The sequence below is a fragment of the Jatrophihabitans sp. GAS493 genome (assembly GCF_900230215.1).
Lineage (GTDB): Bacteria > Actinomycetota > Actinomycetes > Mycobacteriales > Jatrophihabitantaceae > MT45.
Window position 1 is genome coordinate 450,398 of sequence record NZ_LT907982.1, and the last position, 14,515, is coordinate 464,912.

At 67.8% G+C, this 14,515-nt stretch carries 11 protein-coding genes; 3 read left to right on the top strand and 8 right to left on the bottom strand.

From position 1 onward, the window contains the following. Positions 1 to 63: 63 nt before the first annotated feature. The gene (locus CPH63_RS02045; protein ID WP_096301347.1) at positions 64 to 1,770 is read left to right on the top strand and encodes a SpoIIE family protein phosphatase; all 1,707 of its coding nucleotides are present in this window, start codon (positions 64 to 66) and stop codon (positions 1,768 to 1,770) included. 9 nt (positions 1,771 to 1,779) lie between these two features. Here the strand turns inward: CPH63_RS02045 and CPH63_RS02050 are convergent, their stop codons facing one another. The 7 genes from CPH63_RS02050 to CPH63_RS02080 form a co-directional block, all read right to left on the bottom strand. Then, complete coding sequence (locus CPH63_RS02050; protein WP_096301348.1) at positions 1,780 to 4,518, bottom strand: DUF11 domain-containing protein; 2,739 nt, start codon at positions 4,516 to 4,518, stop codon at positions 1,780 to 1,782. Between the two features lie 61 nt (positions 4,519 to 4,579). Further along, positions 4,580 to 5,827, bottom strand: a complete 1,248-nt coding sequence (locus CPH63_RS02055) for an amidohydrolase (protein WP_096301349.1) — start codon at positions 5,825 to 5,827, stop codon at positions 4,580 to 4,582. Then, entirely contained in the window at positions 5,824 to 7,128 is a 1,305-nt protein-coding gene (locus CPH63_RS02060) for an amidohydrolase family protein (RefSeq protein ID WP_096301350.1), read from the bottom strand. Before CPH63_RS02060 ends, CPH63_RS02055 begins: the two co-directional genes overlap by 4 nt. After that, positions 7,125 to 8,270, bottom strand: coding sequence for a nitrate ABC transporter substrate-binding protein (locus CPH63_RS02065; RefSeq protein ID WP_096301351.1), 1,146 nt, complete (start codon positions 8,268 to 8,270; stop codon positions 7,125 to 7,127). Before CPH63_RS02065 ends, CPH63_RS02060 begins: the two co-directional genes overlap by 4 nt. 44 nt (positions 8,271 to 8,314) lie before the next feature. Beyond that, the gene (locus CPH63_RS02070) at positions 8,315 to 9,190 is read right to left on the bottom strand and encodes an ABC transporter permease (protein ID WP_096301352.1); all 876 of its coding nucleotides are present in this window, start codon (positions 9,188 to 9,190) and stop codon (positions 8,315 to 8,317) included. A 41-nt stretch (positions 9,191 to 9,231) separates the two neighbouring features. Next, on the bottom strand, positions 9,232 to 9,999 hold the full coding sequence (locus CPH63_RS02075; protein ID WP_096301353.1) for an ABC transporter ATP-binding protein: 768 nt from the start codon (positions 9,997 to 9,999) through the stop codon (positions 9,232 to 9,234). Positions 10,000 to 10,083: 84 nt separating this feature from the next. Continuing rightward, positions 10,084 to 10,731 carry a GntR family transcriptional regulator gene (locus CPH63_RS02080; RefSeq protein ID WP_172892145.1) on the bottom strand — a complete coding sequence of 216 codons (648 nt, stop codon included), beginning with the start codon at positions 10,729 to 10,731 and terminating at the stop codon, positions 10,084 to 10,086. 176 nt (positions 10,732 to 10,907) lie between these two features. Here CPH63_RS02080 and CPH63_RS02085 point away from each other — a divergent pair, with 176 nt between their 5' ends. Together CPH63_RS02085 and CPH63_RS02090 are read left to right on the top strand one after the other, a co-directional pair. Then, positions 10,908 to 11,801 (top strand): DUF3824 domain-containing protein, encoded by an 894-nt coding sequence (locus CPH63_RS02085; RefSeq protein ID WP_157749217.1) that lies wholly within the window; start codon positions 10,908 to 10,910, stop codon positions 11,799 to 11,801. A gap of 271 nt (positions 11,802 to 12,072) precedes the next feature. Next, on the top strand, positions 12,073 to 13,395 hold the full coding sequence (locus CPH63_RS02090; protein WP_096301356.1) for a glycoside hydrolase family 16 protein: 1,323 nt from the start codon (positions 12,073 to 12,075) through the stop codon (positions 13,393 to 13,395). Positions 13,396 to 13,944: 549 nt separating this feature from the next. Here the strand turns inward: CPH63_RS02090 and CPH63_RS02095 are convergent. Next, positions 13,945 to 14,433 (bottom strand): DUF6869 domain-containing protein, encoded by a 489-nt coding sequence (locus tag CPH63_RS02095; protein WP_096301357.1) that lies wholly within the window; start codon positions 14,431 to 14,433, stop codon positions 13,945 to 13,947. Positions 14,434 to 14,515: the final 82 nt, after the last annotated feature.

The window sequence follows — 14,515 nt, forward strand, 5'->3', positions numbered from 1 at the left end:
CTGCACATTGCCGACAAGTGACGGCAGGTGACGCTGAGCGCCGCTTTGTGACATGGTGCGTTCATGACCGAAGACGATGAGGTGCGCGCGGCTGACCTCCTCGAATCCATGCCGGCCGCCTTCGTCTCGGTCGATCGCGAGTGGCGGCTGACCTACCTCAACGCCGAGGCCGAGAAGTTGAGTGGGGCCGTCCGCAGCGATGTCATCGGTCATTCGCTGTGGGAGATGTTCCCGACCGCGCTCGGCACGGCATATGAGACGAGCTTCCGGCGGGCGATGGAGTCGGGGAGCCCCGAGACGTTCGAGGCGATGGGCCCGGGTAACTCCTGGTTCGAGATCCGGGCCTGGCCGACGGCATCGACCCTCTCCATCTACCTCCACGACGTCACCGAGCGGCATCGGGCTGAGGCGCTGGTCCAGCTGACGGCGCACGCCGGTGAACTGGCCAGCTACCTCGACACGGAGGCGGCGGTCACCGAACTGGCCCGGATCGTGGTGCCGAGCCTGGCCGACTGGTCGATCGTCTCCGTCATCGACTCCAATGGGGTGCTCCGCGACGTGGCCAGTTGGCACGTCGACCCGCTACTGCGCGAGGCGGTCGAGGTCTTCGCCAGCAGCCGATTCGACGGCCGAGACGAGCAGGGCCCGATGGGCCTGGCCGCGGCGTCGACGACGCCGGTCATCTCCGACGGCGGCGTGCTCGCGCTCGCGCTGGCCGCGGTTCGCTCGCCACAGGCCCGGGACGCGATCACCGCACTCGCCCCGGAATCCTCGGCCGCGCTGCCGCTGATCGCCAATGGGCGGGTGGCGGGTGTGCTGAGCATCTGCCGCGGCGCTGACCGGCCACCGCTGTCGGCCCAGGAGCTCAGCATCGCCACGAGTATCACCGCCCGCGCGGGGATGGCCCTGGACAACGCCCGCCTCTACACCGAGCAGCGGGAAACGGCCGAACGGCTGCACGAGGCCAACCGCCGGCTGCTGGAACTGGCCCGCCACGAACACACGGTGGCCCGCTCGCTGCAGGACGCCATGCTCACCCGGCTGCCCGAACCCGACCATCTGCACCTGGTCGCGCGTTACCTCACCGCCAGTGAGGGCGATCAGGTCGGCGGCGACTGGTACGACGCAGTGATCCTGCCCAGCGGCCGGACGGTGCTGATGATCGGCGATGTCGTCGGCCACGACATCGGCGCCGCCGCGATGATGGGACAGCTGCGCAACATGCTGCGCGCGCTGGCCTGGGACCGGGACGAGCCGCCCTCGCAGATCGTCAAACGCCTGGACCGGGCCATTCGCGATCTCAAGGTCTCGACACTGGCCACCATGGCGATGGTGCGGGTCGAGCAGGACGCGGAGGACGAGGCGACCGGCAACCGGACGCTGCGCTGGAGCAACGCCGGGCACCCACCGCCGGTCCTCGTACACGACGATGGCACGGTGATCGTCCTCGACGGCGCACCTGATGTGCTGCTGGGCGTCGACCCAAGACGACCCCGCCACGACCATCTCCATTCGGCGCCGCCGGATTCGACGCTGCTGCTCTACACCGACGGCCTCACCGAGCGACGCGACCGCGACCTCGACACCGGGCAGGCCGCACTGGTCACGGCACTGAAACGCCACCACCAACTCGAGCTGGACGAGATGCTCGACGCGACGATCTACGACATGGTGGGCACTCAGCCGGCCGATGACGTGGCGGTGCTGGCCGTACGCTTCCACGACCAGGATGAGCCGCGGCCCGCCGAAGCCGGCCCGTCCCACCGGTGAGAGCCGGGGCTAAGCCCGACGACGCTTGAACGTCAGAGCGCCGGCACCCGCGGCGACACCGGCCACGATGAGGAGCAGGGCCAGCATCAGCGGCAACCGCAGGTCGGTGCCGGTCAGCGCGAGACCTTCACCCCCACCGATCGGTGCGACCGCGAACTGCTGGTTCACCGGAGTCGAGGTGGCACACGCCGGATTGGCCGCAGTTGCCGGGCAATCCCCGCCGGAGCCGACCGGTGTCACCGCCGCGTTGGTCAGGAGTTGATCCCCCGGATCGGGCGCCAGGACAGTGACTGAGTACGTCACGGTGACCACGCCGCCGACCGGCAGGGCGCCGGACCAGTGCAGCTGCGGCGCTGAGTACGTCGCCCCGTGATCGGCATCGTCGTTGTAACTGGCGTCATCGAGTACAGCGGTCAGATCATCAGTAAAAGACGCGGGATCGGCTTCGGTGTAGGCGACCTGGCCGGAGTTCTTGACCGTGATCGTGTAGCTGACCGAGTCACCCACGTTGGCCGAGGTGACGGTGGTGGTCTTGGTGACGTCGTAACTCTGGACGAGCTTACTGACCAGGCAGGTCGCCGAGACCGTTCCGACCGGGCAGTTGGGTCCGACCACCGCGTTGCCGAGCTGGTGATCGCCCCGGTCGGGTGCGTTCACGGTGACGGAGTAGGCGACGACGACGCTCGCCCCGACCGGTACCGCCCCGGCCCAGCTCAGCACCGGCGCGGCATAGCGTGCCCCGTGATCGGCGTCGTTGTCGTAGGTCGCGTCATCCAGCACACCACTGAGATCATCCGTGAAAGTAGCGGGATCGGCCGCCGTGTAGGGCGCCCCGCCCGTGTTCGTCACGGTCACCTGATACGTCACCCGACCGCCGGCGCGGGCGGTCGTGCCGGGTGAGGACTTGGCGACGGTGTAGCTGCGGACCGGTATCGCCGCGGGGTGGCAGCTGGTGACCAGTACCGCCGGCGCGAGCTGAACGTTCGGCGTGGTCGGCGGTCCGGGGCAGCCGCCGAGGCGGGTCGGGGTGACGAGCGCATTGTCCAGCAGCTTGTCACCGGTGTCGGGATTGTTCACCGTGACGCTGTAGGTCACGGTGACGGTCGCCCCGACGGCGAGCGGGCCGGACCAGGAGAGCAGCGGCGCGGCATAGGTCGGGGCCGCAGCACCGCCGGAGGCGCTCGCGTCGTCGTTGTACGTGGCATCGTCGAGGACGCCGCTCAGCGAGTCGAGGAAGCCCACCGGGTCGACCGAGGTGAACTCAACCTGACCGGTGTTGCGCACGACGACGGTGTACCTGATCGTGTCGCCGAGGTCGGCCACCAGATGATCGTCGGTCTTCACCACGCTGAAGTCCTGCACCTTCACCGGCGGTGGTGCGCAGTCGGCGCCGGCCGTGGCGGACGGGCAGTTGCCGCCTGACCCGGGCGGCGTCAGCACCCCGTTCGACAGCAGGTGATCACCGGCATCCGGCGAGGCGATCCGCACCGAATAGGTCACCGTCACGCTTGCCCCGACGCCGAGCGGACCCGACCAGGAGAGGACGGGCGCGGTGTAGGTCGGGGCCGGTCCGGAGGTCGCGGTCGCGTCTTCGTTGTACTGGGCGTCATCCAGCACGCCGGTCAGATCATCAGTAAAACTAGCCGGGTTCGTCGATGGGTAGGCCTTCGTGCCGGTGTTCGTGACGGCGATCGTGTAGGTGACGGTGTCGCCCGGATCGGCCGTCGTGGTCGAGGCGGACTTCACCACCGAGAAGGTCCGCACCGGAACGCTGCTCGAGCAGCGCGGATCCACCGAGGCGGCCGGGCAGCTCCCGCCCGACGCGGGCGGGGTGACGACGCGATTCTGCAGCGACCCGTCACCGGCGTCCGGGTTCTGCACAGTGACCGAGTAGGTGACGGTCACGGTGGCTGCGACCGGCAGCGGCCCCGACCACGACAGGGTGGGAGAGGCGAATGTCGGGCTCGGGCCGGCACTGGCGGTGGCGTCGTTGTTGAACGTCGCGTCGTCGAGGACGCTGGTCAGGTCGTCGGTGAAGGAGGCCGGAGCGGCGCCCGTGTAGGCCACCTGCCCGGTGTTGGCGACGGTGACCGTGTAGGTGATCTTGGAGCCGGGAGCGGCGTTCGTGGTCGAGGCCGACTTCCGCACCGAGTACGACTTCACCGCCACCGTGGAGGTGCAGGTCGGCGCTGCGGCACCGAACGGGCAGTCGCCGCCGCTGTCCGGAGGCGTGATCACCGTGTTGACCAGGGACTGGTCGCCGTTGTCGGGGTCATCCACGGTCACCGAATAGGTCACCGTGACACTCCCGCCGATCGCGAGGGGGCCCGACCAGGTCAGGATCGGCCCGGCGAAGACAGCGGCCGGGCCACTGGAGACGGCAATGTCGTTGTCGTAGGACGCGTCGTCCAGCACGCCCGCGACATTGCCGGTGATCGAGGCCGGGTTGAGCGCGGTGTAGGCAACGGTTCCGGTGTTCGTGATGGTGACCGTGTAGCCGACGACGCTGGCCGGACCGGTTGCACTCACCGACGAGGCGATGACCGCCGAGTAGGTCTGCCCGGCGACGGCGGCCTGCGGTGCCACTGGAGCCGCCGCGGCCGGGTTCAGCGGGAGGGCCGAGGCGACCGCGGTTAGCGCGGCCAGCAGGGCAGCCGTGACGCCACGACCAGGCAGCCGGGTCTGGCGATGTCCCGCCGATGGACGGCTGGGACGACCGCTCGCCCACCGCGCCAGGTCGAACCGCACAAGCCCGAACGTAGCCCGTTACCCAAGCGTTTGGCTATCGAACCCGGAAAATCCGCGGACGTCAGTGGGGTGCAACCCCCACCGCCGCCAGGTCGGTGACGGGCAACGGGGGCCACGAACTGGGCCCCGGCGGGACAACCCGCCCGCCGCGCAGTACCAGCGTCGGGCTGATGGACTCGGCGACGATCTCGGCCACCGCGGTGGCGTCGAAGACGTTGAGGTCGCCGCGGCAGCCGACCTCCAACCCATGGCCATCCACGCCGACCACCCGGGAACCGTGAATCGAGACGATGTCGGCGACGAGTTCGAAGTCGGCGTCGTCATACATTCTCGACTGGTACGCCAGTTGGGTGGCGATCGGCGCCATCGCCGGCACGCCGTAGGGCGACCAGGCATCGCGGATGCCGTCCGAGCCGGAGATCACCGGCACCCCGGCCGCATGAAGACGCAGCACCGGTGGCGTCATCCCGACCGGACCGTCGGTCATGATGCAGATGCCGGCCTCAGCCAACCGGGCGATCACCGGAGCCACCGCGTCGCTCGTCGCGGAACCGAGTGCGTAGGCGTGACTGATCGTCACATTCCCCTGCATTCCCGAGACAATCGTGCGTTCACAGATCTGCGCTATCTCAGCCAGGCCGTCGGGTCCCTCGTCGTGGAGGTGGATGTCGATGGGTGCGTGATACTTCTCGGCCAGCCCGAAGACGACGTCCAGGTGCCCGTCGACGTCACCGTCGATGCCGTGCGGATCCAGGCCACCGACGACGTCGACCCCGCTGCGCATCGCCTCGTCCATCAAGTCGGCCACTCCCGGGTCGGCCCGGATGCCACTCTGCGGGAAGGCCACCAGTTGCAGATCGACCAGCCCGGCCAGCTTCTCGCGCACCTGCACCAGGGTCTCGACACCGCCCAGCCCAACCAGCGTGTCGACGTCGATGTGCGAGCGAATGACACCGACGCCCGCCTCGATCATCCGGGTCGCCAGGGCCAGTGAGCGGGGTAGTTGCGGCTCGGTGGCGGCAGCGCGGATCGAGCGTTCGCGGTCAATGCACTGGCGAATCGTGGCGCCGGGGAGGTGCGGCTGCCAGGGCATGCTCCAGAACGTCTTGTCCAGGTGGGCGTGCGCGTTGACGAAGGGTGGCCGCACCACGCGGCCGGCGAGGTCGAGGGTGGCCGCCGATGCGGGCACGTCCCGGGAGTCATCGAGATCGCTGGCTGGCTCGATTGCGGTGATCATCCCGTCCGTGATGTGGACGTGTCGCAGCGCTCCGTCGATGCGGGCGTTGCGAAGCACCAGATACTCGGTCATGGGTGAACTCCTTGCAGGATAAGGTCATCGGCTCGAGCGAACGGTTGCGCGGAGTAGGTCAGCATCCCGCCGGAGATGGTAGCCAGCACCGCCGGTCCGTCGTGAATGGCCCGCCGCGGATCGGTGGTATCGAGCACCGCGAGGTGGGCGGCGTGCCCGACCTCTGGACCGTGTGGAGCGCGCCCCAGGATGGCCGCCGGAGCCGTCGTGATCGCATCCAGCAGCAACGCTCGGGCCGGCGGCCCCGGCAACCGTCCGATGATCCCGGCCAGCCATGCCGCCTGGATCAGGCTGCCATTGCCATAGGGGGCGAAGTCGTTGGCGATGTTGTTATTGGTCACCGCGGTGCGCACCCCGGCCGCCGCGGCCTCGGCGATTGGGGCCAGGCTGCGGCTACCCAGTGACGCTGACTCCTCGTGCGCACCGCCCAGGTAGAGGTCGGTGGCCGGCATGACCACCAGCGCGACCCCGGCATCGGCCAGCTCGGCGAAGGCGCGCGCCCGGTCGTCGCTGCTCATCGCCGCCAGCTTGGTGACGTGACCGATGGTGACCAGTCCCTGCATCCCCAGCGTGCGCGTCCGGTCGGCCACGGCTGCGATGAGGGAGCCGGACGGGTCGTCGTCGAAGTCGAGGTGCAGGTCGACCGGCAGTCCATGCTGGTCGGCCAGGCCGAAGACCGCATCGAGGTGGGCCAGTGGATCATCCTCGACGTACGGACAGCCGGCGATGACCTGCACCGCTGCGCCGGCGGCGGCAGCGGCCATGTCGGCCCGGACGCCTCCGGAGAGTCCGTACTGCGGGAAGGCGGTGATCTGCAGATCGAGGACGTCGGCGAACTCCTGCCGGAGCCGCTGATGGAGCTCGACCAGGGCCAGGCCGCCGTCACGGTCGATCTCGGCGTGCGCCCGCACGGCGACAACCCCCTTGCGAACAAGGGTATTGACGGCTCGCCGCGCGCCGTCGAGCACCGTCTGTGCGTCGATTCGCTGCCGGACCTCGGCCATCGCGGCGATGGCACCCGCGACCCCGGCACCGGCCCCAACCCCACCGCGAGCCGACTCACCGGCGTCGAGGAGATAGGCCTTGTCCAGATGGACGTGCGCGTCGACCAGGCCGGGAACCAGCACCTGCCCCGCCACGTCCAAGACCCGCCCGGATGCGGGCGAGCCTTGGACGGAGAGGTCCCCAGCGCTGTCGGTCACCGCGGTGACGACGCCGTCGACCACAACGAGATCGACCAGGCGGCCGTTCGTCAGTCGGGCGCCGGTCACCGCGGCGAGCGAGGGGAGGGTGTTACTCACTGGTGGATGGATGGATCAAGGTATTCGTTGGTGGCGATGTCGGACGGCTTGAGTCCATCCTGGATCTTGATGTTCTTGGTGGCGAACATCGTGCCCAGCATGCTGATCGAGTTGGTGAGCCGGGTCGGGTCCATCGAGCCGAGGGTTCCGTCCGTGCCGTTGGCGACGATCTTCTCCGACAGCTGCACCTTCACCGAGTCGGCGTTGCCGTCAGCCGTGATGGGCGGGCCGTCCTTGATCTTGGCTCCGATGTCGAGGAGGGTCTGGTTGGTCGCGGCCGGATCCTTGATGTAGTCGAGCTGGGCCTTCTGCAGCAGCGGGACCAACTGCTTCAAGCAGGGCGAGAGCTTCTCCTTCTCGGCACTGCGGATCGCCACCTGCTGCGGGTAGACGTCCCACCCGGCGTCAGCAACCAGCAGGTACTTCACCGGCTTGTTCCACTGCGGCACGTTGTGCTCCCAACGGTACGGCTCGTTGCTGACGTAGCCCTGCTGCATCTCCTTGCCGCCGGCCGCGACGAAGCGGCTCGGGCTGCCGTCGAAGGAGGCGTCAAGCTGGCTCTTCTTCACGATCCCCTTGGAGACAAGGTAATCCATGTAGGTCAGGCCCTCGGTGTAGAGCACCTTGGCGTTGGTCGGCGCGACGTCGGCCCACGTCTTCACGGTGGTGAGCGTGGCCGGATCCCACATGACGATCTGCGGATCCTTGTCCAGCGGCGCCACCACACCGAGCGTCGGGAACTTGGCGAAGTCACGGACGGCGGAGTCGGTGGAGACGTAGCCGAGGGTGATCGAAGTGTCGGTGTACATCTGCGCGCTCACGGCCTGGTAGCCGATGAAGGGTCCACCGAGGCGGACCTCGACCGAGACACCGGTGTCACCGATCTTGCCCAGGTACGCACCCTTCTTGGCGTCGACCGTGCCACCCGGCCCGGCGAGCTGGTAGGCCGCGGCCCGCTCCGGGGTGGCGTACCAGTCGGTCTGGATGACGACCGTCTTCGGGCAGACCGACGCGAGCGTGCCGGCCGCGGCCGACGAGTTTCCGACCGCCGCCGAGGTGGCAGCACTGCTGCATGCCGTCAGAGCGGTTGCGGCGATCGTGACGGCACCCGCCGTAGCGATCAGTTTCCTTCGTGTGGGCATGCGTTCTCCTAGTTTTGTTGCTGGATTGGCTGGACTTGCTGTGGTCAGCTGCGCGCTGGTGAGCGCCGCGCGGTCACCCAGTGGGTGATGCGGTCGAAGAAGATGTAGAGCAGCACGCCGACGGCTGAGCTGAGCAGCAGCGCGGCGATCATCTTGTCGGTCTCCAGAGATTGCCGGTAGCTGTCGATGAGACGGCCGATGCCGGGCTCCCCCTGCCGGAAGAAGAAGTCGGCGATGATCGAGCCGACCACCGAGAGTCCGGCCGCGATCGTGCAGCCGGTGAGCGCCGTCGGCAGAGCCGCCGGCAGTTGCAGGTGACGAAGTCGCTGCAGCCGGGAGGCACGGAAGAGCGAGAACTGATCGTGCAGCGACGAGTCGACCGAGCGAATGCCGAATAAAGTATTGGTGATCACCGGGAAGATCGAGATCAGCACACAGACGATCACCCGTGCCGTGAACTCGTATCCGAACCAGAAGCCGAGCAGCGGGACGACGGCCAGGATCGGGATCGTCTGCAGAATGACGGCGTAGGGGTAGAGGGAGAGTTCGATCCAGCGGGCCTGGCTCATGAGTACGGCCAGCAGCACACCGAAGATGATCGAGAGACTCAGCCCGACGAGGGCCACCTTGGTGGTGGACCAGAGCGCGTTCAGGATCTCCGCGCGGGTCACGCTGTCGACGATGCCGGCGCGCCATACCTCGAGCGGCGAGGGCAGCAGGAACTGCCTGGTCGGGTCGAGCACGTGGTCGCTGATGAATGTCCAGATGCCGATCACCACGGCCAGGGTGATCAGCGGCGCCAGCCAGCGGCTGAGGCGGGAGCCGGTGCGGCTGGCGTGGGCGATGACCTCGACCGGGTTCAGCGAGTTGGTCGTCGGCTCATCGGGAGCGGCTGCTGCGGGGGTGGCGGCGGTTGGCATGCTGGCTGATCCCGTTGTCCCCGTGGTTCCCGTCGTCCCGATCACGCGGCCTCACCCCGCGCCAGTGAGGATGCGGCGAGCGCGTCGGATAGTTGACGGCAGAGGTCGGCGAACTCGGTCGAGTAGCGCAGCGACGCGGGGCGCGGCCGGGCGAATGGCACGCGAATATCGGCGATAACTGAGCCCGGTCGCGCCGAGAAGACAACCACCCGGTCGGCCAGGAAGACCGCCTCGGTGATGGCATGGGTGACGAAGACACCGCAGAACGGCCGCTGGGCCATCAGCTGGTCCAGCTCTTCGTTGAGCTTCTGCCGGGTGATCTCGTCCAGGGCGCCGAAGGGCTCGTCGAAGAGGAACACCTCCGGTGACTCGGTGAGCGCGCGGGCGATGGAGACGCGCATGCGCATGCCGCCGGAGAGTTGAGCCGGACGGAGCTTCTCGTAATCGGCCAGTCCGACACGCTTGAGCGCCTCGCGCGCGGTGGCGTTCGCCTCCCGGCGGGGGCGGCCGGCCAGCCGCAGCGGGAGCGTCACATTCTGCAGGGCGGTGAGCCAGGGCAGCAGCGTCGCGTCCTGGAAGACGTAACCGACGTGGGAGGCCGCGCTCTCCACGCTGCCGGTGGTGGGGGCGTCGAGTCCGGCCAGCATGCGCAGCAGCGTGGACTTCCCGCAGCCGGAGGGGCCGACGAGGGCGACCATCTCGTCGGGCGCCAGTTCAAGCGACGTCCGCTCGATGGCCACCGTTCCGTTCGGGAAGACCCGCGTGACGTCGGTGAGCCGCGCTGCCGGCTGTGTATACGAGATGCCCATTCACGTATACAACGATGGCTGTGTTTCGGCGCTGTTGCCTCGCTGTGCTTGGGCTGTAAACGTCGCGTCGGGGGGCGGCCCGCTTCAGTCGCGGGTCAGCAGGATCTCGAAGAGGAGCTTCTCGTCGCGCACCACGTCTTCCCGCATGGCGGCGGCGGCGGCCTCGGGATCGCCCTGCAGGATGGCCTCGGCGATGAGGGCGTGATGGCGCCAGGAGTCGGGCGAGCGCTGTTCGAGGTTGTACTCGAAAATCCAGCTGACCTGGCTGCGGACCGTCTGCAGCAGGGTGGCCAGCTCGGCGTTGCCGGAGGCCTGAGCCACCAGCTCGTGGAAGCGATCGACCAGGCCGGCGACGTGGTCGAACTGCTTGCGGGCGGTCGCCGACGACCCCTGCTTCAGCACCGACCGCAGCTCGGCGGCGACGGGAGCGCCCTGCCGCTCGGCGGCCAACCGGGCCGCCAGCTCCTCGAGGTTCTGCCGGATGACCATCAGCTCGCGGGTGCGTCGCGGCGACGGCAGCGCGACGGTGGCTCCGCGGCGCGGAACGATCTCGATGAAGCCCTCGTGGGCCAGCAGTTGGAGCGCCTCGCGGGCCGGTACGCGGGAGACGCCGTGCTGCTCGGCCAGCGCGTGCTCGAGAATGCGGGTGCCCGGCACCAGCTCGCCGGAGATGATCTCGGCCCGCAGCGACCGGGCGATCGAATCCCGCAACGGCTCCACAGTGGCGCTCACTGGCTGGTACCTCGGCTCGGCGTTGACACGTCCAACAGTCTGCCGCACGCCGCGGAGGTGGTTGCTCCCGAATCGCCCGTCGCCAGGCGTCGTCGTACCGGGCGGGCGAGTCTTGGCGCCCGCGTCCGCGGCCTTCCCAATTCGCCGGGCCTTCTTCGTGCCCATAACATCTGGGCATGACGACGCCGCGGGATGCCGACCCTTACGACGAGGGACGCCAATTCTCCCGTCCCTATATGCCAGTGGCGTCCACGCCGGCCGGAGATGCTCCCACCGCCTACGGTGTGAGCCCGGCCCCCTACGGATATGCCGCCGCTCCGTGGACGCCGCCGTATTCGTCGGACCCGAGCTACGCCCAGTACCCGTCGGACCCGAACCACACCCCGTATCCGAACTACACCCCCGACAATCTGCAGGTCGGGGCGCCGTACGCGCCGCAGGGCTATCCCCCACCGTATTGGGCGACCGAGATGCCACCGGCCCGGGTGGCTCCACGCCGACGGAAGGGGCTGTGGATCTCGATGGCGGCGGCGGTCGTCCTGATCGGCGGCCTCGCGACGGCGGTTGCGGTCAGTTCGCAGAGCACGTCCAACTCTGGCGGCAACGCATTCGCTGCCGTCCCGACCGTCGTCGACACCGGGTCAGGAGGCGTCGTTATCAATTCGAGCTCGGGCCATTTTCGGGCCCGGTTCCCGGCGACACCCGACGAGCAGTCCATCCCACTGACGGTGAGCGGAGTGAAGATCGCCGTCCACGTCGCTGTCACCCGCGACCCGCTGACCGCGGTGGAGAGCGAGTCCTACTCCGAAGGGCTACCGACCGACCAGACAGCGGACACTCTGCGGATCGCCCTGCGTTCCTTCGCCGCGTCGGCGAACCTGACCGTTGACAGCCAGTCCGACACGACGTTCCGGGGCCTGGCTGCCCGAACCGCGACGTACACGGCCCCGGACGGTGAGCACCTCACCGGAGTCATCTTCATGGCGTCGCCCACCATGTCTTATTTTCTTGTCGCCGATACGGGTGCCCCGTTCGAAGCGCTGGAGAACTCGTTCGAGACTGTTCCTTAGCCGGCGCCCGTTAGCGCATAAGCGACCGATCGAGCGCCCACCGCCCGCGCTGAGCGAGCCATTCCAGCCGTGAATTGGCAATGAACCCCCCATGTTTCGCTGGGAAAAGTCCTGAGATCACGCCGTGGGCGTTCTCAATCCGATTTTTGCAACAGACGAATCGGTGTTATTTTCCATCTGCCCCTCCACCATTTCTGGTGGGGGCTTTTTGTTGCCGCGCCCCCAGCGCAATCGGGTCCCCCCGCCCACACCGAACGTTCCAGGAACCTCCATGCACACAACTCGACACCCTCTCATCGCGGCGCTCCTCGCAGGCGCAGCCTCCGCAGCTGCTCTCATCGCCGTCAGTTCCAGCCCAGCCGCCGCGGCCTCCGCGTCCGTCGATCTGGGCACGGTCAACAAATGCGCGAACCCGCTGTTGGCCACCGACACCACCGGTTGGTCATCCACCGACGGGACGATCACGCGCGTTGCCGCATCCGGCCTCAGCGGCGCGTCCTGGGCAATCTCGACCAACGGCAAGAAGCTCGTCCAGCCCAAGCTGACCGTCGTCGCCCATGAGTCCTGGCAGGTGTCGGGTTGGGTGCGTTCCATCGGCACCGACATCACCGTGCGGATCGGCATCGACTGGTTCAACGCCGCCGGCACCGTCATCAGCAATACGTTCAGCGCTTATGTGCCGGTCGCTGCCTCCACAGCGACCACCGGAACCTGGACGAAGGTATCCACCGTCGCGGTCGCGCCCACCGGGGCAGTCCGGGGAGCCGTGTCGCAATTCGCGACTGTTCCCACCGGCGCCACCGCCACACTGCTGGACACCGGCTGCGACTACGAACTCGCATCCCTGGGCGACGTGAAGATCCCGAAGGGCAACCTGCCGGCCGACGATCAGGGTCCGAACGGCTGGACCCAGACACTCTCCGAGGACTTCAACACACCAGAAGGATCCGCAACGAAAGTCGGCGCACTGCCGGACGGTCTGTGGTGGGGTTACCCCGACAACACCAAAATCACCAACAGCACCAACGGCGTCTACGAGCCGACCCAGGTCGTGACGGTCTCCGGTGGCCTGCTGCACTTCAACGGGCACACCGAAGGCAGCTCCGCGTACGCGGCCAGCGAACTTCCGTTGCCCAAGGCAGGTCAGACCTACGGCCGCTGGGACGTGCGATACCGCTACCTGCCGGGGAGCAACATCGCCGGCTTCAAATCCGTATGGATGCTCTGGCCGTCGAGCGACGTCTGGGGCGACGGTGAGATGGACTTCGCCGAATTCGACAACGCCGCCGACCGATCAACCGTCGGCGCCTACAGCCATCGCGCCTGCGGGCAGACTCCACCGGCCTGCCCGACCGACGGCGCCATCGCCAAGATCGACCCGCAGCAGTGGCACACCGCGACCGCGATCTGGTCGCCCGGCAAATACACCGCTTACACCGACGGGCACCTCATCGTCTCCGCCACTACGCAGATCGCCACGACTCCGCATCACCTGGTCCTGCAGACCGAGGCGTCCGACTACGGGCCCACCGCCAACCCTGGCGATGTGTTCAAGGTCGACGTTGCGTGGGTCGTCGCCTACACACGGAACTAGCCGAGTAGCGCCATGGTTTGGAAGCCGCCCTCTCGACCGTCATATGCACGGCGTGCGGCCACGGTGTTGCGCTGGTCGGTCTTCGTCTTTCCTCGTGGGGAGAGTGCGCCCTACGACGAACATGTTCTGCGTGATCTGCGCTCGTCGCCGGCACGGCTGCTGCGCAGGCTCGACGCCGGCCGCACGGTGCGACTGTGCGTCCACGTTGATACCCACCCTGGCTGGTCCCCGGAAGCCGGCCAAATCAATCTGACTCGCAGCGGCGGCGAGCTGTACGTCGGGGCGACTCGGATCCAGTTACCTACTGGTCCAACCACGAACGTCCGCACTGTCTCGCCGCCGGATCAAGGCGAGACAGAAGTTGGCGGCGACCCTGTCTGCTGGCTTGAAGTCGAGGTCGAGAACCGGCCTATGACCTTTGGACTACGGGTCAGCTACGCGTCGGCCCTTGGGACCAGTCTCGGCTGGCCGCCGCCCGAAGGCTTCTAGCCAACCTGTGAATCGAGCATCGGCGGCTATTGCGTCGATGTAGAGACGGCCTAGTACGGGCTACTTCCGACGTTTGGGCTTCGATTCCGGTCCGAGCGGTGCGGCGCCAAAGGCAGCCAAGCGGGCGCGGACATGCTCAGGCACCTTTGCGCCGAGCCACATGCTGGCGACGGCCTGGCGGAATCGTGGTTGCTGCCGTGCCCTGCGCTCCACATCGTCGACAAACTTCGAGGCGTGACCGCTGTGACTAACGAGGTCTTCCAAGGGTCCGGCTCCGACAAATTCGAGTTCGGCATCGGTGATGGCGGCGTCGACTAGTGCCTGGATCGCGTCAATGGCGGCTGGCGAGCCGCTGCGAGTCAGACTGGCCACAAACTCCTGGGCGGGCCCGTACACGCCTTTCGCTCGTCGATAGTCCGAGTCATTCCAGTACTGAGAAGCGACCTCGGCCATCGATCCCCATAGCACCGGACCGTCGCATCTGGACCATGTGCACACGCCCGACTGATCGACGCTGGCCTCCGACCACTCGTCGTCCACCTCGTCCATCGACCAATCATCTATCAAGCAACGCCGCGTCGCACAGGCTGCAGGTCGTTGCCCGTTGCGCCTGATGGTCGGGGTGCATGTC